The 15,437-nt window shown below is 38.5% G+C and carries 21 protein-coding genes; 12 read left to right on the top strand and 9 right to left on the bottom strand.

Features of this window, described 5'->3' with window-relative positions; translation table 11 throughout:
* Positions 1–151: 151 nt before the first annotated feature.
* Positions 152–1,408: an ISL3 family transposase gene (locus AC3E7H_RS09015; protein WP_490676428.1), complete on the bottom strand. Its 1,257-nt coding sequence runs from the start codon at positions 1,406–1,408 to the stop codon at positions 152–154.
* 237 nt (positions 1,409–1,645) lie between these two features.
* Here AC3E7H_RS09015 and AC3E7H_RS09010 point away from each other — a divergent pair, with 237 nt between their 5' ends.
* Genes AC3E7H_RS09010 through abc-f form a run of 4 tightly spaced genes read left to right on the top strand, consistent with a single transcriptional unit; the run spans position 1,646 to position 5,299 of the window.
* The gene (locus tag AC3E7H_RS09010) at positions 1,646–2,179 is read left to right on the top strand and encodes a YutD family protein (protein WP_001224360.1); all 534 of its coding nucleotides are present in this window, start codon (positions 1,646–1,648) and stop codon (positions 2,177–2,179) included.
* Between the two features lie 16 nt (positions 2,180–2,195).
* On the top strand, positions 2,196–3,281 hold the full coding sequence (rlmN, locus tag AC3E7H_RS09005; protein ID WP_000804756.1) for a dual-specificity RNA methyltransferase RlmN: 1,086 nt from the start codon (positions 2,196–2,198) through the stop codon (positions 3,279–3,281).
* A 1-nt stretch (position 3,282) separates the two neighbouring features.
* A complete protein-coding gene (locus AC3E7H_RS09000; RefSeq protein WP_001080341.1) occupies positions 3,283–3,756 on the top strand; it encodes a VanZ family protein in 474 nt (157 codons plus the stop codon).
* Between the two features lies 1 nt (position 3,757).
* Positions 3,758–5,299 (top strand): ribosomal protection-like ABC-F family protein, encoded by a 1,542-nt coding sequence (gene abc-f, locus AC3E7H_RS08995; protein WP_049527818.1) that lies wholly within the window; start codon positions 3,758–3,760, stop codon positions 5,297–5,299.
* A gap of 61 nt (positions 5,300–5,360) precedes the next feature.
* Here the strand turns inward: abc-f and AC3E7H_RS08990 are convergent, their stop codons facing one another.
* The 5 genes from AC3E7H_RS08990 to AC3E7H_RS08970 all read right to left on the bottom strand — a co-directional run bounded on the left by AC3E7H_RS08990 (position 5,361) and on the right by AC3E7H_RS08970 (position 8,723).
* Positions 5,361–5,600: a zinc-ribbon domain-containing protein gene (locus tag AC3E7H_RS08990; protein WP_083501000.1), complete on the bottom strand. Its 240-nt coding sequence runs from the start codon at positions 5,598–5,600 to the stop codon at positions 5,361–5,363.
* 28 nt (positions 5,601–5,628) lie between these two features.
* Positions 5,629–6,435 (bottom strand): peptidylprolyl isomerase, encoded by an 807-nt coding sequence (locus AC3E7H_RS08985; protein WP_000717397.1) that lies wholly within the window; start codon positions 6,433–6,435, stop codon positions 5,629–5,631.
* A gap of 71 nt (positions 6,436–6,506) precedes the next feature.
* Positions 6,507–7,319 (bottom strand): HAD family hydrolase, encoded by an 813-nt coding sequence (locus AC3E7H_RS08980; protein WP_490676427.1) that lies wholly within the window; start codon positions 7,317–7,319, stop codon positions 6,507–6,509.
* A gap of 13 nt (positions 7,320–7,332) precedes the next feature.
* Complete coding sequence (locus AC3E7H_RS08975) at positions 7,333–8,076, bottom strand: DeoR/GlpR family DNA-binding transcription regulator (RefSeq protein WP_045763784.1); 744 nt, start codon at positions 8,074–8,076, stop codon at positions 7,333–7,335.
* 113 nt (positions 8,077–8,189) lie between these two features.
* Positions 8,190–8,723 carry a hypothetical protein gene (locus tag AC3E7H_RS08970; RefSeq protein WP_490676426.1) on the bottom strand — a complete coding sequence of 178 codons (534 nt, stop codon included), beginning with the start codon at positions 8,721–8,723 and terminating at the stop codon, positions 8,190–8,192.
* Positions 8,724–8,900: 177 nt separating this feature from the next.
* Here AC3E7H_RS08970 and rpsP point away from each other — a divergent pair, with 177 nt between their 5' ends.
* The 7 genes from rpsP to AC3E7H_RS08935 all read left to right on the top strand — a co-directional run bounded on the left by rpsP (position 8,901) and on the right by AC3E7H_RS08935 (position 12,302).
* Positions 8,901–9,173 (top strand): 30S ribosomal protein S16, encoded by a 273-nt coding sequence (gene rpsP, locus AC3E7H_RS08965; RefSeq protein ID WP_000268760.1) that lies wholly within the window; start codon positions 8,901–8,903, stop codon positions 9,171–9,173.
* A 19-nt stretch (positions 9,174–9,192) separates the two neighbouring features.
* Positions 9,193–9,432 carry an RNA-binding protein KphA gene (gene kphA, locus AC3E7H_RS08960; protein WP_000379617.1) on the top strand — a complete coding sequence of 80 codons (240 nt, stop codon included), beginning with the start codon at positions 9,193–9,195 and terminating at the stop codon, positions 9,430–9,432.
* A gap of 44 nt (positions 9,433–9,476) precedes the next feature.
* Positions 9,477–9,812, top strand: a complete 336-nt coding sequence (locus tag AC3E7H_RS08955; RefSeq protein WP_414316076.1) for a MazG nucleotide pyrophosphohydrolase domain-containing protein — start codon at positions 9,477–9,479, stop codon at positions 9,810–9,812.
* 92 nt (positions 9,813–9,904) lie between these two features.
* On the top strand, positions 9,905–10,687 hold the full coding sequence (locus AC3E7H_RS08950; RefSeq protein WP_485714849.1) for an alpha/beta fold hydrolase: 783 nt from the start codon (positions 9,905–9,907) through the stop codon (positions 10,685–10,687).
* A gap of 36 nt (positions 10,688–10,723) precedes the next feature.
* Entirely contained in the window at positions 10,724–11,242 is a 519-nt protein-coding gene (gene rimM, locus AC3E7H_RS08945) for a ribosome maturation factor RimM (protein ID WP_414319500.1), read from the top strand.
* Positions 11,232–11,951 carry a tRNA (guanosine(37)-N1)-methyltransferase TrmD gene (gene trmD, locus AC3E7H_RS08940; protein ID WP_049502991.1) on the top strand — a complete coding sequence of 240 codons (720 nt, stop codon included), beginning with the start codon at positions 11,232–11,234 and terminating at the stop codon, positions 11,949–11,951. The genes rimM and trmD overlap by 11 nt, the downstream gene beginning before the upstream one ends.
* Before the next feature lie 12 nt (positions 11,952–11,963).
* Positions 11,964–12,302 carry an ATP cone domain-containing protein gene (locus AC3E7H_RS08935; protein ID WP_001196044.1) on the top strand — a complete coding sequence of 113 codons (339 nt, stop codon included), beginning with the start codon at positions 11,964–11,966 and terminating at the stop codon, positions 12,300–12,302.
* A gap of 30 nt (positions 12,303–12,332) precedes the next feature.
* On the opposite strand, the gene AC3E7H_RS08930 is transcribed toward AC3E7H_RS08935, so the two are convergent.
* Positions 12,333–12,653 carry a hypothetical protein gene (locus AC3E7H_RS08930; RefSeq protein ID WP_414267271.1) on the bottom strand — a complete coding sequence of 107 codons (321 nt, stop codon included), beginning with the start codon at positions 12,651–12,653 and terminating at the stop codon, positions 12,333–12,335.
* A gap of 98 nt (positions 12,654–12,751) precedes the next feature.
* Here AC3E7H_RS08930 and AC3E7H_RS08925 point away from each other — a divergent pair, with 98 nt between their 5' ends.
* Positions 12,752–12,967 carry a YdbC family protein gene (locus tag AC3E7H_RS08925; protein WP_000807425.1) on the top strand — a complete coding sequence of 72 codons (216 nt, stop codon included), beginning with the start codon at positions 12,752–12,754 and terminating at the stop codon, positions 12,965–12,967.
* Between the two features lie 51 nt (positions 12,968–13,018).
* Here the strand turns inward: AC3E7H_RS08925 and AC3E7H_RS08920 are convergent, their stop codons facing one another.
* Positions 13,019–13,558 carry a biotin transporter BioY gene (locus AC3E7H_RS08920; protein ID WP_485714850.1) on the bottom strand — a complete coding sequence of 180 codons (540 nt, stop codon included), beginning with the start codon at positions 13,556–13,558 and terminating at the stop codon, positions 13,019–13,021.
* Between the two features lie 317 nt (positions 13,559–13,875).
* On the bottom strand, positions 13,876–15,222 hold the full coding sequence (gene gor, locus AC3E7H_RS08915) for a glutathione-disulfide reductase (RefSeq protein WP_414267269.1): 1,347 nt from the start codon (positions 15,220–15,222) through the stop codon (positions 13,876–13,878).
* Positions 15,223–15,437: the final 215 nt, after the last annotated feature.

Here is a 15,437-nt window from a genome sequence, read left to right as displayed (position 1 = left end):
GGATATTCAGAACTTTAGTTGGTCAACCTTTGGTCAACTTTTGTATTTTGAATATACCTTAGATTGTGACGATGTCTTGGTATATCTGATACTCACTTACATATTCTAACTTATTTTAACTAAGATAAAACTGTAGTGGGTTGATGAAAAGTTATAACCTGGAGAGGACCAACTTGGTTCTCTCCTTTTTGATATTCAAAGCAATGAGGATTCTAATTTTAAAGTTTTCAAAGTTCCGGAAGCCAAAAGCATTGCGCTTGATGACCTTAATGAGGTTATTGGTAGCCTCTAGTTTTGCAGTTGAGTAGGGCAGTTCCAGTGAGTTCATGATTTTGTCCTTGTCTTTCAAAAAGGTCTTAAAAACAGTTTGAAAAATAGGATTTACACAAGAAATCGTTTCTTCAATTAGTTCAAAGAAATGGTCTGTTTGTTTCTCTTGGAAATGAAACAGTAATAGTTGATAGAGTTCATAGTGCTCTCTAAGTTCTTGAGAGTATGCAAGGAGCTTTTCGAGAATCTCTTTATTGGTCAAGTGTGAGCGAAAAGTCGGGCGATAAAATCGTTTATCGCTTAGTTTACGGCTATCCTGTTGAATGAGTTTCCAGTAACGTTTTAGTGCCTTATATTCGTGCGATTTACGATCAAAACGATTCATGACTTGGATGCGAAGACGATTCATAGCTCGACTGAGATGTTGGACAATGTGAAAGCGGTCGAGAACGATTTTAGCGTTAGGAAAAAGTTTTCTGGCAATATCGTAATAGGGACTAAACATATCCATGGTAATGACTTTCACGCGACTTCTCACCTGACTAGAATAACGAAGGAAATGATTGCGAATAGTCACTTGAGTCCGTCCATCTAAGATAGCTACGATCTTTCTGGAATCAAAATCCTGTGCAATGAAACTCATCTTACCTTTCTTGAAGCTGTATTCATCCCAAGACATGTGAGTTGGAAGGAACGATAAATCTGTCTTGAATTTGAATTCTTTCAATTTACGAATGACTGTCGAAGTAGAGACAGATAGACTTTCTGCGATAGCCGTCATAGGGACTTTCTCGATTAGTTTTTGAGTGATTTTCTGGTTGACGATGGTCGCGATTTGATGATTCTTTTTGACTAAGGAAGTCTCTGATACAGCCATTTTCCCGCAGACTTTACAACGAAAACGACGTTTTCTCAATCGAATGAGTGTCTTATATCCTGCACATTCGAGGTAGGGACTTTTAGATTCTTTTTGAAAGTCATATTTAGCCATTTGTCCTAGGCAGTGATGACACTTAGGAGCAGGATAATCGAGCTTAGCGATGATTTCTTTATGAGTTCCAGCATCAATATAATCCAAGATTATGATGTTCTTGTCTTTAATTTCGAGTAAGTTTGTGATAAAATTTAATTGTTCCATAAGATTCTTTCTAATGATGGTTTGGTCACTTTTCATTATAGGTCTTATGGGACTTTTTTTCTACAACAAAATAGGCTCCATAATTCCTATGGTGGTTTTACCCACTACAGAAATTATAGAGCCTTTTTAGATAGAGATTCTTAAATCGTCAGACTTTTTTCATTTTAATGCTAAAGGTGAAAATGTGGCGAAAATATGGTAAAATAGAGTACTAAGTAAACGTTAAAAAGGAATATTATGCGTAAAGAGATTGCACCCGAATTATATAATTACAATAAATTCCCTGGTCCTGAATTTCATCTATCTGGAGATAAAGTCGAAGCTGAAGGGTTTACCTTTACTTTGGTTGAAAATAGTAAGGATGCTTTTGATGCAACGGCATTTACTCAACGCTTTTCTGAAGTTTTAAGTAAGTTCGATTATATTGTTGGAGACTGGAGTAATGAGCAGTTGCGCTTACGTGGTTTCTACAAGAATGAGCGAGCTGAAGAGTCTCTTGAGAAAATCAGTCGTTTACAAGATTACCTACTTGAGTATTGTAGCTATGGTTGTGCCTATTTTGTTCTAGAAAATGAAGTTCCTAAACGAGCACCGTTTGACCAAAAGATGCGCAAAAAAGAGGAAGAAAAAGATACTCGAAAAGGGAAAAAGACTTCCCAAAGTAAGAAAAGAAATCATACGGACAAGAGAAATAGACGCCGTTCAAAAGAACAGAAACCTCAGAACGAAGAAAAAGGACAACGCCATTTCGTCATCCGTCAGAAAGATTAGAGAATAAGGAGAAAAGATGAAACCGTCGATTTATAGTTTAACACGCCAAGGCATGCAAGAATGGGTCTTGGAACAGGGAGAAAAGAAATTCCGTGCTGACCAAATCTGGGAGTGGCTTTACCGTAAACGTGTTCAGACATTTGAAGAAATGACCAACTTGTCTAAGGATTTGATTGCCAAACTCAATGATCAATTTGTAGTCAATCCTTTGAAACAACGCATTGTTCAAGAGTCAGCAGATGGAACAGTCAAGTACCTCTTTGAGTTGCCAGATGGGATGCTGATTGAGACGGTACTGATGCGTCAACACTATGGTTTGTCAGTCTGTGTAACCACGCAGGTAGGATGCAATATTGGTTGTACCTTCTGTGCATCAGGATTGATTAAGAAGCAACGTGACCTCAATAACGGAGAAATTGTTGCGCAGATTATGTTGGTTCAAAAATATTTTGACGAACGTGGACAAGATGAACGTGTAAGCCATATCGTTGTAATGGGCATCGGAGAGCCATTTGATAACTACAATAACGTTTTGAACTTTATCCGTACCATCAACGACGATAAGGGAATGGCAATTGGTGCTCGCCATATCACTGTATCAACTTCAGGTTTGGCTCACAAGATTCGTGAGTTTGCTAATGAAGGTGTGCAGGTCAACCTTGCTGTTTCTCTTCATGCACCAAACAATGAACTTCGTTCAAGCATTATGAAGATTAACCGTGCCTTTCCAATTGAAAAACTCTTTGCAGCTATTGAGTATTATATTGAAACAACTAACCGTCGCGTAACTTTTGAGTACATCATGCTAAATGAAGTGAATGATGGAGTGGAACAAGCACTTGAGTTGGCAGAATTGCTGAAAAATATCAAGAAATTGTCTTATGTCAACTTGATTCCTTACAACCCAGTTAGTGAACATGACCAGTACAGTCGTAGTCCGAAAGAGCGTGTCATGGCCTTCTATGATACACTCAAGAAGAAAGGCATCAACTGTGTTGTTCGTCAGGAACATGGTACTGATATCGATGCAGCATGTGGACAATTGCGTTCAAATACTATGAAGCGTGATCGCCAAAAAGCAGTAGCTGAAGTAAATCCATGATATGAATCGAAAAAAATTACTAGGCTTGGGAGTTTTTCTATACAGTCTTTGTATTGTCTGTTTTTGCTTTACTCCTCAGCCAAAACTTCCGATAGGAGTGGGAACTCCAGGTATTCAAACTATTGGACGCCTGGTTTTTCTTTTGACGCCTTTTAACTCTTTGTGGAAATTGGGAGAAGTAACAAGCTTTTTACAACTGTTCTGGATTTTTTTGCAAAATGCCTTAAATATCCTTTTACTATTCCCACTGATTTTCCAACTTCTCTATCTCATGCCTAGTCTAAGAAAAACGAAGAAAGTGATTCTTCTCAGTTTTCTATTGAGTCTAGGAATCGAATGTACACAGCTAGTTTTAGACTTTTTCTTCGACTTTAACCGGGTATTTGAGATTGATGATTTATGGACCAATACTTTGGGTGGCTACCTGGCTTGGGTCCTTTATAAACTACTACATAGAAACAAGATAAGGAATTAGAATGAGTATCTTAGAAGTAAAAAATTTAAGTCACGGTTTTGGAGACCGTGCGATTTTTGAAGATGTATCCTTCCGTCTTTTAAAAGGTGAACATATCGGTCTGGTCGGTGCCAATGGTGAAGGAAAATCAACTTTCATGAGTATCGTGACTGGTAAAATGTTACCTGATGAAGGTAAGGTGGAATGGTCTAAATATGTGACAGCTGGCTACCTAGATCAGCATGCGGTGCTCAAAGAAGGCCAAACTGTTCGTGACGTTCTTCGTACAGCTTTTGACGAATTATTCAAAGCAGAAGCACGTATCAATGAACTCTACATGGAAATGGCAGAAGAGGGCGCTGATATTGATGCTCTAATGGAAGAAGTTGGAGAACTTCAAGACCGTTTGGAAAGTCGTGATTTCTATACCTTGGATGCTAAAATCGATGAAGTGGCGCGTGCCCTTGGTGTCATGGACTTTGGGATGGACACGGATGTCACAGCTTTGTCTGGTGGGCAAAGAACAAAGGTGCTTTTAGCCAAATTGCTTCTTGAAAAACCAGATATCTTGCTTCTTGACGAGCCAACCAACTATCTCGATGCTGAACATATTGACTGGCTCAAACGCTATCTCCAGAACTATGAAAATGCCTTTGTACTTATTTCGCACGATATTCCTTTCTTAAACGATGTAATCAATATCGTCTATCACGTTGAAAATCAACAGTTGACACGCTATTCAGGCGATTACTACCAGTTCCAAGAAGTCTATGCCATGAAGAAATCACAACTGGAAGCAGCCTATGAGCGTCAACAGAAAGAAATTGCGGATCTCAAGGACTTTGTGGCTCGAAACAAAGCACGTGTCGCAACGCGTAACATGGCTATGTCTCGTCAGAAAAAATTGGACAAGATGGATATCATCGAGCTTCAAAGTGAGAAACCAAAGCCGTCCTTTGAATTCAAAACTGCTCGTACACCTGGACGCTTTATCTTCCAAGCCAAGGATTTGCAGATTGGGTATGACCGTCCCCTTACCAAACCATTAAATCTTACCTTTGAACGCAATCAAAAGGTTGCCATTATTGGTGCTAACGGTATCGGGAAAACAACACTTTTGAAGAGTCTCTTGGGGATTATTCCTCCAATTGCTGGGGAAGTTGAGCGTGGTGACTACCTAGAACTTGGCTACTTTGAGCAGGAAGTAGAAGGAGGCAATCGTCAGACACCACTGGAAGCAGTTTGGAATGCCTTTCCAGCCCTTAACCAAGCAGAAGTCCGTGCAGCCCTTGCCCGTTGTGGTTTGACGACTAAACATATCGAGAGTCAAATCCAAGTATTGTCAGGTGGAGAGCAAGCTAAGGTTCGTTTCTGTCTCTTGATGAACCGAGAGAATAATGTCCTTGTTCTTGACGAACCTACCAACCACTTGGATGTGGATGCCAAGGATGAACTCAAACGTGCTCTGAAAGAATACAAGGGGTCTATCCTCATGGTGTGTCACGAACCAGACTTCTACGAAGGCTGGATGGACCAAATCTGGGACTTCAATGAGTTGACATAAAAAGAGAATCCCGCAAAACTAGAATAGGAAAAAGCCAAGTCTGGGTGACTTGGCTTTTTGGCTAGTAATTCAAATAGGTTTCAATATCAGATTTTTGGATTTCTTTCCCGTAGTGACAAATCGGGCAAGAAACGAAATAAGTTTTTCCGTAAGGAAAGAGTGGAATCCAGTAAAGGGTAAACTTACGTCCAGTTTCTGAAATTTCCCAAGTGTCGGCATTGTTACAGTGACCACACTCGATAGTGGTTTGAGTATGTCCTAAGACCTTTTGGTAACCTTTAGAACCCCAGAATAAAATCATTTTCACATCTCCTTATTTTGGGATTATCCTATTTTTTACTGAAATCGTAGTCCTTAACAATTTCGATACTGTCGATAGTGATAGCAGTAGTTGGTTTGTCTTTTTCGTCTTTTTCAGCCTTGGCAATCTTGTCAACAACATCCATACCGTCGATGACTTGACCAAAAACAGGGTGCTTACCGTCTAGACTAGGATTTCCACCTTCTTTGTAGGCTTCGATAATTTTCTTTGGATAGCTACTTGTAGGGAGTTTGGCAGAAATATCCGTCGTATTTTGGTTGATGAAGAACTGGCTACCGTTTGAATTTGGTTGGCCCGTATTGGCCATAGAGAGAGATCCACGAATGTTATAGAGATACGGAGAGATTTCGCTCTTGAAACCAGTTCCCTGGTCTTTAGTCTTGTCCTTATCATGCCAGATGGATTCACCACCAGTACCATCCCCTTTTGGATCACCAGTCTGGACCATGAAGCCATCGATCACTCGGTGGAAGGTAACACCATTATAGTAGCCTTCTTTTGCGTGAGTTAGGAAATTTTCAACCGCAAGTGGAGCTAGCTTTGGAAAGAGTTTGATGCGGATATCTCCTTGACTGGTGTGGAGAATGACTTCAGCTTCGTCTTCAGCAACCTCCTTAGAGAGTTGTGGGAAGTTAGCATTCTCATTTGTCAAGGCGTCTTTGAGATCCTTTGCAGATTGGGCAGCTGCTTTGGAACTTTCTTCAGCAGCCAAGCTAGAATCTACATAGTCATCCCCTCGGAGACTACGTTGGATACTGCTACATCCAGCAAGGGCAAAAGTTGAGATTAATAGAAGTGTTGCTATTTTTTTCATGGTAATCCTTTCAAAAATCATTTCTACCATTGTACCCTAATTGAAAGTGGATTTCAAATATTCAATTGTGATCATTCCGATAGTACATACAATTTTATGGCCTTACTTACCCCATTTTGATCATTAGAATCTGTTACTTTATTTGCACAGACTTTAACATCTGTAGGAGCATTTCCCATTGCAACACCAAGTCCAGCGGTCTCAATCATTGGAATATCGTTATAATTATCTCCAATACTCATAATTTCAGTGAGTGATAGTTGATAATAGTTGGCTAATTCTAACAGAGCTTGTTTTTTTGAGACTTGATTATGTGTGACTTCAAGATAGTTATCCTTCGAAAGGTAAAAGTTAGTTTGAGGGAAATCTATTGTTGCTAATGTCTCTTTAAGTTTCTGGATAGTAGTTGCGTTATCTATTAGTAAAAGTTTATGAATAAGATTCTTTTCTTCCTGAAGAAAATCTGCTAGTGAAGTAACTTTTGGGCTCTCTCCAGTAATCTGTGCTTCAATTTCTACCCATTTATCTAAAGTATTGACGTACCAATCTTTTCCAGAATAAACATTAATTGAAACTGTCGGAAATTCTTTTGTTAAAAAATCATGTAGTAAGAGTAATTCCTTTTTATTAATAGTATGCTGACTCAGAATTTTATCTCCTCTACTAATGAGAGCACCATTATAACTTGCAATTGGAAAATCTGTGATTCCAAGTTCTTTCGAAATTGGAGCTATACCAAGAGGAGAGCGAGCAGAAGCTAGAACAAAAGGAATTTCACTTTGTTTCAAAAGTGGCATAAGCTCTAGTAAATGAGAGTCTAATTGGTGATTTTGGTCTAAAATGGTACCATCGATATCACTTATGATTAACTTTATCACTGACATATGTTTCTCCTTTTTAAAATAGAATAGTTGTTTTACCATCTAAAGATTGTTGAATTTCTATGTCGGGTTCTTTGTCTGTAATCCAATAATCAAAATCTGTAAGTTCGGAAAGAATATAATGAGAGTGTTTGTTTATCTTGCTGGTTTCAGCTAACAAGACGCGAATTTTACTGGTTTTAAATGCTCTTTTTTTCATTAGAACATCTTCTTGATCTTCAAAACTAACTTGTCCGTCTGAAAGACTAGCTGCACCAAAAAATGCTAAGTCAAATTTAATTCTATTCAAAGATTCGGATTCTTCTAATGAGTAATAGAAACGATTCTTTTTATGAAATCGTCCACCGATAATGTTAAAATCGACATTTTCATTTTCTCCTAAGACCAGTGCATTATCCAATGAATGGCTGAAAATAGTAACTTTTTTATCTGTTATTTTTGCTAACTCAAGTACAGTTGTTGAAACATCATAGAAAATTAATTGTGAATCAGAAATAAGTTGGGTAGCTAAATGAGCAATTTTCTCTTTTTCTTTGGAAGACTGTCCTGCTCGACCTTTATAACCAAGAATCCTTTGCTTTTGGATTGGCAATAAACCTCCATGAGTTCTTTTTGCTCGTTTTTCCTTTGCGAGAATAGCAAAATCTCTACGGATGGTATCTTTGGAAACATGGAAATGGTCAACCATTTCTTTTGCTGATAGACTTCCTCTATCCTCTAAAAGTTTAATGATTTCTTCTAATCGTTGTTCTTGGTACATATGAATTCCCTCTTTTAATACTAATATACCTCTTTTGTAAGTGATTGTCAATAATTGTAATGTTTTATAAGTGTTTTAAATGATTTACAAAAAAATCAACCTGACTTGGTTGATTAAAGATTCTTCTTTGGATGGCGGTCAATGATTGCCTGATGGTCCTTGAGAGCCTGTTCTCCTTTTGGAGTTAGTTTATAACCGCGAATCGAAAAGAGACTAGCTAATTCCTCTTCTGAAAAATGGTCATGAAGGGCTTGGTCCAGATCTGCAGCCTTCATCTTAGAGAGTCCAGTAACACCCTTCTTTTTAAGGATATTCTTTTTCATTGTAGCATTGATATGATCCAGCGAATCAAAAGCAGTTTCAACAAGAGCATAGCCTTTTTCAACAAGCGTTTCTAAATGTTTTGGTGCGTCAATTCCATAAGAATACTCAAAATATTTTGGAAACCAAGTTTCTGTAGTAAAGGTACCAAACTGAATTCGCCAGAGGAGGATGATATCTCCTGCCAGGAGATTGTCTTCTAGTAATTTCATATTTCGCTTGGGAACAGGCTTGGGATTTAGTAGCCAAGCCTCTATATCACGATCAGGAGAGATGTAAGGCTTAACCTGATGGTCTTTGTAAATCTTCTCTAGACTAGTATTCATAAAGTTTCTCTTTCTAATTTATCCCTATTAGTCTAACAAATTTCAAAAAATTTAAAAATTTTAAAGTCTGTCAAGTTTTTTTCTTGACACCTCTTAGAAATCTGCTATAATAGAACATGTGCTAAATAGCTCAGCTATTTCACCGAACTAAAAAATAAAAGAAAAGAGATATTAAAAATGGCAGTTAAAATCCGTTTGACTCGTATGGGTTCTAAGAAAAAACCTTTCTACCGTATTAACGTAGCAGATTCACGTTCACCACGTGACGGACGTTTCATCGAAACAGTTGGAACTTACAACCCACTTGTTGCTGAAAACCAAGTAACTTTGAAAGAAGACCGTGTTCTTGCATGGTTGGCTGATGGAGCTCAACCTTCAGATACAGTACGTAACATCCTTTCAAAAGAAGGCGTATTGAAGAAATTCCACGATTCTAAATTCTCTAAATAATTCTAAAGTAGGTTGACAGATGGATACGATTGAAAATCTCATTATTGCAATTGTGAAACCTTTGATTTCACAACCAGATGCCTTAACTATCAAGATTGAAGATACACCAGAATTTTTGGAATATCATTTGGATCTTGATCAAAGCGATGTGGGTCGTGTAATCGGTCGTAAGGGTCGCACTATTTCTGCGATAAGAACGATTGTCTACTCTGTCCCAACTGAAGACAAAAAAGTAAGAATCGTTATTGACGAAAAATAAGAAAAGCGGGACGGATGTCTCGCTTTTTTTGCAAGGAGCAGGATATGAAGGATTTAACGTTTAGACAATTACAAGACTACTTACTCGAACATTACCAGCAGTCTCGAACTGAGGAAGGTCTTTTTATCAAGCTAGTGGAGGAAGTCGGAGAAGTAGCTGAAGTTTTAAATGGACGCTCTGGTCGAAAAGAGGGTGTTCAAGACTCGAACGAGGAACTTGCTAAAGAACTTGCTGATATTATTCATTATACGGTTGCAATCGCAGCTATCAACGATATTGATCTAACCAAGACCATTTTTGAAAAAGACAAAAAGGCTGCCATCAAGTATCACCATGAACGAGATTTGGAAGGATATTTAGAAGCCGAAGGTCAGAACTAGCTTTTTCTCCAACTTGTGAAAATCCCTGGAACGTGATAAAATAAAGGATAAGGGTATATAATAAATCATTGTATAGAATGAGTGGTTTCTTTATGAAGAGGTTTGAAGTATCTACAGAAATTGGCAGTCTCTTTGTTACTTATCAAAAGCAAAAGAAAGTGCTAGTTTGTCTAAATGGAGCAGGTTTGCTACCAAGTTATGAAAATTTTTCACTTATACTTGAAAAACTTCCTCCTACAATTGGTTATTTGACAATTGATTTTCCGAACACAGGTAGGAGTCCGATTCAGAACCTAGCTGGAAAAAATCTGGACAATCTTGTAGATGCAGTTTATGAAATTCTTAAAAAACTAAATATTTCTGATTATGTACTTTGTGTTCATAGCTTGAGTGGAATCTTAGCTTGCAAATTGATGAACAAAGATTTTAATTGTCAAGCTTTAGTGGCGATTGAACCTACAACTAAAAAAGTAATGTTTGCTGATTTTTCAAAGAATCCTTATCCAGAAATGGAAAAGCAAATGAGACTGATTGAAGAATTCGGTCCTGAACTTTATTTTAAGAACTTAACTCAAACCACCTTTAGCCCTGAAATTAATAAAGAGATATGGGAATTAATGCAAGAAAACGGTTCAGAGTTGGAATGTCAAGTTCCGGGATTTCAGGTATCTGTTGAGATCACCAAGGAAGATTTTGAGGATGTGTCAATAACAGATCGTATCCCTGTATTTATTTTTTGCCAGGCTTATAGAGAAAAAGAGTACAGAGAATCAGAATATTGGACTTCTAAGACTAAACTTATTCTAGGTGGAAGTCATCATTATTTACAGTGGTCTGAATCAGAAAAAATTGTAGATATTATTAAAAAATTGTAAGAAGAAAATGGAGATAAGGAAATTACAGGAGATCAAATGAACTATTTTAACGTTGGAAAAATCGTCAACACACAAGGTTTGCAAGGTGAGATGAGAGTCTTATCTGTGACGGATTTTTCGGAAGAACGCTTTAAAAAAGGTGCAGAGCTTGCCTTATTTGATGAGAAGGATCAATTTGTTAAAACAGTGACTATCGCGAGTCACCGTAAGCATAAAAACTTTGATATCATCAAATTTAAGGATATGTATCACATCAATGATATCGAAAAATACAAGGGCTACAGTTTGAAGGTTGCAGAAGAAAACCTGAATGACCTGGACGAGGGTGAGTTTTATTATCACGAAATTATCGGCTTAGAGGTCTACGAGGGTGATAACTTGATTGGAACCATTAAGGAAATCCTTCAACCAGGTGCCAATGATGTCTGGGTAGTTAAGCGTAAGGGGAAACGCGATCTGCTTTTACCATATATCCCACCGGTTGTCCTTAATGTAGATATTCCTAATAATCGTGTGGATGTAGAACTCTTAGAAGGGTTAGACGATGAAGATTGATATTTTAACCCTCTTTCCAGAGATGTTCTCACCGCTAGAACATTCCATCGTTGGAAAGGCCCGTGAAAAAGGGCTTTTAGATATCCAGTATCATAATTTTCGTGAATATGCTGAAAAGGCCCGTCATGTGGATGATGAACCATATGGCGGTGGTCAAGGGATGTTGCTACGAGCGCAACCGATTTTTGATGCCTTTGATGCTATTGAAAAGAAGAATCCGCGCGTGATCCTTTTGGATCCTGCTGGTAAGCAGTTTGATCAAGCCTATGCTGAAGATTTAGCCCAAGAAGAGGAACTCATCTTTATCTGTGGTCACTACGAGGGCTATGATGAACGCATTAAGACCTTGGTAACAGATGAGATTTCCCTAGGTGATTATGTCTTGACTGGTGGAGAACTGGCAGCAATGACCATGATTGATGCGACGGTTCGCTTGATACCAGAAGTAATTGGGAAGGAAACCAGTCACCAAGATGATAGCTTCTCATCTGGGCTCCTCGAATATCCTCAGTACACACGTCCTTATGATTATCGTGGGATGGTGGTTCCAGAAGTGCTTATGAGTGGGCATCATGAGAAGATTCGCCAATGGCGTCTCTATGAAAGTCTCAAAAAAACTTATGAGCGTAGACCAGATTTGTTGGAACATTATGAATTAACAGCAGAAGAAGCAAAAATGTTAGCGGACATTAAAGAAAATACAAATTAAAAGGAGAAGCCTATGCAAGTCATTAAACGTGATGGACAAGTTGCCGACTTTGATCCAGATAAAATCTATCAAGCAATTCTCAAAGCTGCTCAAACAGTTTATGTTTTGACAGATGATTTACGTCAAAATCTAGCTCAGGTAACTAAGAAAGTTGTCTTGGATCTAGAAGAGGCAAAAGTGGAGCGTGCGACAATCAGCATGATTCAATCAATGGTTGAGCATCGCTTGCTTGGTGCAGGTTACATTACCATCGCTGAACACTATATCTCTTACCGTTTGCAACGGGATTTAGAGAGAAGTGGTTACGGAGAACATATTGCTGTTCATCTTCATTTTGAACAAATCCGTTAATAGAAAAGAGTGAGATGAAGAAAACTCATCTCACTCTTTCTTAAATCGATTTTTTTGGGCAGTTTGGACAGTTGAGGGAACAAAACTTATTTTTCGAATATCTGGGATTCGAATAATGCGGGTCACATTTTTTGCAAAATTTTTAACGATAATTTGCTGGCGATCCGTATCAAATTTGATGATATCCCCTGTAAAACTTGTATCTGAAAAAATAATGTGGACAGCAGTTTTTTTCAGGAGTGCCTCTTTAATAGCACTTGTCAGGGAGTCAGCTTTGGAATGATCTGGTTCTTCTCGTCCGTTGAGAAATCCTTGGAATTTTTGTTGAATATGTTTAAAAAAATCTTTCATCGGAGCCTCCCTTCTTTTTACCATTATTATATACAATTTTAAAAAAATCTACAAGATTTTACGAATAATCAAGTGAATACAATTAAAAGGAGAATACAATGGCAGAATTTACATTTGAAATCGAAGAACACTTACTTACGCTTTCAGAGAATGAAAAAGGTTGGACCAAGGAAATCAATCGTGTCAGCTTTAATGGAGCACCAGCAAAGTTTGACATTCGTGCTTGGAGTCCAGACCACACTAAGATGGGGAAAGGAATCACCCTCTCAAACGAGGAGTTTCAAGTGATGGTCGATGCCTTTAAGAATCAATAAGCAATCATGTAAGAATAATCCAAAAGAAGCTGGGAAAAACCCGGCCTCTTTTTATTTGCTTGAAAAATAGGATTGAGTACGGAGACGTTGAAGGAGTGGTCGTCCGATAAAACTAATGGCAAGGATTTTTGCAAGATCAGGAATGATAAAGGGAAGTACACCGACAGCTAGTGCTTTATCAAAAGGCATACCAGCAAGGAAGTGGAGGCTGAGAATACCACCAACAAAGACAAGGGAATCTCCTAAGAGATTTGCAAGAAAGATACGAATATAGCCACTTTTATTATGGATAAGATAGGACGTAAGTCCAGCATAGACAAGGTCAAACCAAAGATAGCCAGCGCTTGGACCTACCAAAACATGAAAACCAGCTCCCCCACTGGCAAAGACAGGAATACCGATAGCACCCAGCAAGAGATAGAGACCAACAGAAAGAACGGCTTCCCTTGGTCTAAAAACAGTAGCGATGAGTCCGATAGCAAAATTTTGAAGAGTAAATGGAACAGGTCCAATTGGGATACTGATTTGGGCTAATACTGCAATCAGAGCAGCCCCGATAGCTGGAATAGCATAAATGTGTGCTTTTTTCATAATAGTTAACCTCTTTTTTAATTTATAGTAACTATTATACTTTAAGAAACACAATTGTCAACCTGTTTTAAAAATAAAGGTTACAAATTTGTAACGGCCGATTTAGAGAGAGCCGGAGGCCAAAGAGATTTTTCAAAACACAGATAAATCTTATCCGTAATAAAAAGACTAGCCTTATAGAGCTTGGCTACTATATGGTGAATAAACCTTAGGAATCCTGATGGAAAAGAGTTCTTTAATTAAAAGAAAAAGATTGAAGAAAATGCTCCTAAATAGGCTTTTTCTTCAATCTGAGTGACCAAGATGGTCTCTTTTTATTAACGCATAGTCACAAACTCTTCTGAGCCAGTTGGATGGATAGCAACTGTCGCATCAAAGTCAGCTTTTGTAGCGCCCATCTTGATTGCTACTGCAAAACCTTGAATCATTTCATCGACGCCGTAGCCGATACCATGAAGACCAACGACCTTTTCGTCCGCACCAGCTGTAACGAGCTTGAAGCGTGCTTCTTGACGGTGACTAGTAACTGCTGAATACATAGAAGCAAATTTTGAAGTATAAACTTTAATGTTTTCTTGTCCATACTCTTTGATAGCTTCTTCCTCAGTCAGGCCGACTGTTCCGATAGCTGGGTGTGAGAAGACAACAGTTGGAATAGTAGTGTAGTCCATTTTGGCATTGGTTTTACCGTTGAAAAGTCTTTCGGATAGGGTACGGCCAGCCTTGATAGCAACAGGAGTCAGTTCTTTTTCACCCGTCACATCTCCAAGAGCGTAGATACCATCAACGACTGTGTTTTGGTATTCGTCAACCTGGATGAAACCATGTTCATTGAGAGTAACGCCTGCCTTTTCTAGCTGGAGTCCTTCAACGTTTGGACGGCGGCCAGTTGCCCAGATAACTTGACTGGCAGTATGAGTACTACCATCTTCGAAATGAATGGTAATGCCTTGTTCAGTTTCTTCAAGTTTAGCAGGAACCTTATGGGTGTGGAGGTTTAGTCCAGTATTCTCCATTTCTTGAACTAGACTCTCAACAATATAGCTGTCAAACCCACGAAGTGGACGCTCACGACGGACGAATAAATCTGTCTGCACACCAAGGGTATGGAGCACGCCAGCTAATTCGACAGCAATGTAACCAGCACCCAGAATGGCTACAGAATCTGGCAACTCTTCCCAAGCAAAGACATCATCAGAACTACCACCTAGTTCAGCACCAGGAATGGTAGGAATATGAGGATGTGCCCCAGTTGCAATCACGATGTGCTTAGCACGAATCAACTCTCCATTGACACTAACAGTATGAGCATCAACGAACTCGGCGCGTCCTTCAATCAAATCAACTCCGTTACGCTTAAAGCTTCCACCATAAGAAGAGCGAGCACGATCAATATAGGCTTCACGATTTTTACGAAGCCTTGCATAATCAAATTCATTGCCAGTACTTGTAAAACCATAGTCAGGTCCATATTTGTGGATGCTCTCTGCGATTTGAGCTCCATACCACATGATTTTCTTAGGAACGCAGCCAATATTGACACAGGTTCCACCTAATTTCTTTTCCTCAATCACTGCCGCTTTAGCACCATGTTCACCAGCACGATTCATGGTAGCAATACCCCCGCTACCTCCTCCAATGGCGATAATATCGTATTCTCTCATAGAAAGCTCCTTTGTTGTTTTCTAGTCATATTCTATCTTTTTTTGGAGGTCAATGCAAAAATCTGCTACGTTTAAAATTTTTAAGAAAATGCTTGCAAAAATAAAAAAGAAAGTGTATTATATAACTAATACAACAATAAAAGATTCAGCAAATGTTTTTGGATAATGAGAAATAAATTGTCCATTTTTAGGATATGTGCTATAATCTTAACATA

This window comes from Streptococcus sp. SCPM-O-B-15304 (M98), from assembly GCF_058200215.1.
Note: the sequence above shows the minus strand (reverse complement) of the source record. Positions and strands in the feature narration are given on the sequence as shown.

Coding starts and splice junctions, on each gene's coding strand:
- AC3E7H_RS09015 (WP_490676428.1), bottom strand. CDS start 1,408: ATGGAACAATTAAATTTTATCACAAACTTACTCGAAATTAAAGACAAG.
- AC3E7H_RS09010 (WP_001224360.1), top strand. CDS start 1,646: ATGCGTAAAGAGATTGCACCCGAATTATATAATTACAATAAATTCCCT.
- rlmN (WP_000804756.1), top strand. CDS start 2,196: ATGAAACCGTCGATTTATAGTTTAACACGCCAAGGCATGCAAGAATGG.
- AC3E7H_RS09000 (WP_001080341.1), top strand. CDS start 3,283: ATGAATCGAAAAAAATTACTAGGCTTGGGAGTTTTTCTATACAGTCTT.
- abc-f (WP_049527818.1), top strand. CDS start 3,758: ATGAGTATCTTAGAAGTAAAAAATTTAAGTCACGGTTTTGGAGACCGT.
- AC3E7H_RS08990 (WP_083501000.1), bottom strand. CDS start 5,600: ATGATTTTATTCTGGGGTTCTAAAGGTTACCAAAAGGTCTTAGGACAT.
- AC3E7H_RS08985 (WP_000717397.1), bottom strand. CDS start 6,435: ATGAAAAAAATAGCAACACTTCTATTAATCTCAACTTTTGCCCTTGCT.
- AC3E7H_RS08980 (WP_490676427.1), bottom strand. CDS start 7,319: ATGTCAGTGATAAAGTTAATCATAAGTGATATCGATGGTACCATTTTA.
- AC3E7H_RS08975 (WP_045763784.1), bottom strand. CDS start 8,076: ATGTACCAAGAACAACGATTAGAAGAAATCATTAAACTTTTAGAGGAT.
- AC3E7H_RS08970 (WP_490676426.1), bottom strand. CDS start 8,723: ATGAATACTAGTCTAGAGAAGATTTACAAAGACCATCAGGTTAAGCCT.
- rpsP (WP_000268760.1), top strand. CDS start 8,901: ATGGCAGTTAAAATCCGTTTGACTCGTATGGGTTCTAAGAAAAAACCT.
- kphA (WP_000379617.1), top strand. CDS start 9,193: ATGGATACGATTGAAAATCTCATTATTGCAATTGTGAAACCTTTGATT.
- AC3E7H_RS08955 (WP_414316076.1), top strand. CDS start 9,477: ATGAAGGATTTAACGTTTAGACAATTACAAGACTACTTACTCGAACAT.
- AC3E7H_RS08950 (WP_485714849.1), top strand. CDS start 9,905: ATGAAGAGGTTTGAAGTATCTACAGAAATTGGCAGTCTCTTTGTTACT.
- rimM (WP_414319500.1), top strand. CDS start 10,724: ATGAACTATTTTAACGTTGGAAAAATCGTCAACACACAAGGTTTGCAA.
- trmD (WP_049502991.1), top strand. CDS start 11,232: ATGAAGATTGATATTTTAACCCTCTTTCCAGAGATGTTCTCACCGCTA.
- AC3E7H_RS08935 (WP_001196044.1), top strand. CDS start 11,964: ATGCAAGTCATTAAACGTGATGGACAAGTTGCCGACTTTGATCCAGAT.
- AC3E7H_RS08930 (WP_414267271.1), bottom strand. CDS start 12,653: ATGAAAGATTTTTTTAAACATATTCAACAAAAATTCCAAGGATTTCTC.
- AC3E7H_RS08925 (WP_000807425.1), top strand. CDS start 12,752: ATGGCAGAATTTACATTTGAAATCGAAGAACACTTACTTACGCTTTCA.
- AC3E7H_RS08920 (WP_485714850.1), bottom strand. CDS start 13,558: ATGAAAAAAGCACACATTTATGCTATTCCAGCTATCGGGGCTGCTCTG.
- gor (WP_414267269.1), bottom strand. CDS start 15,222: ATGAGAGAATACGATATTATCGCCATTGGAGGAGGTAGCGGGGGTATT.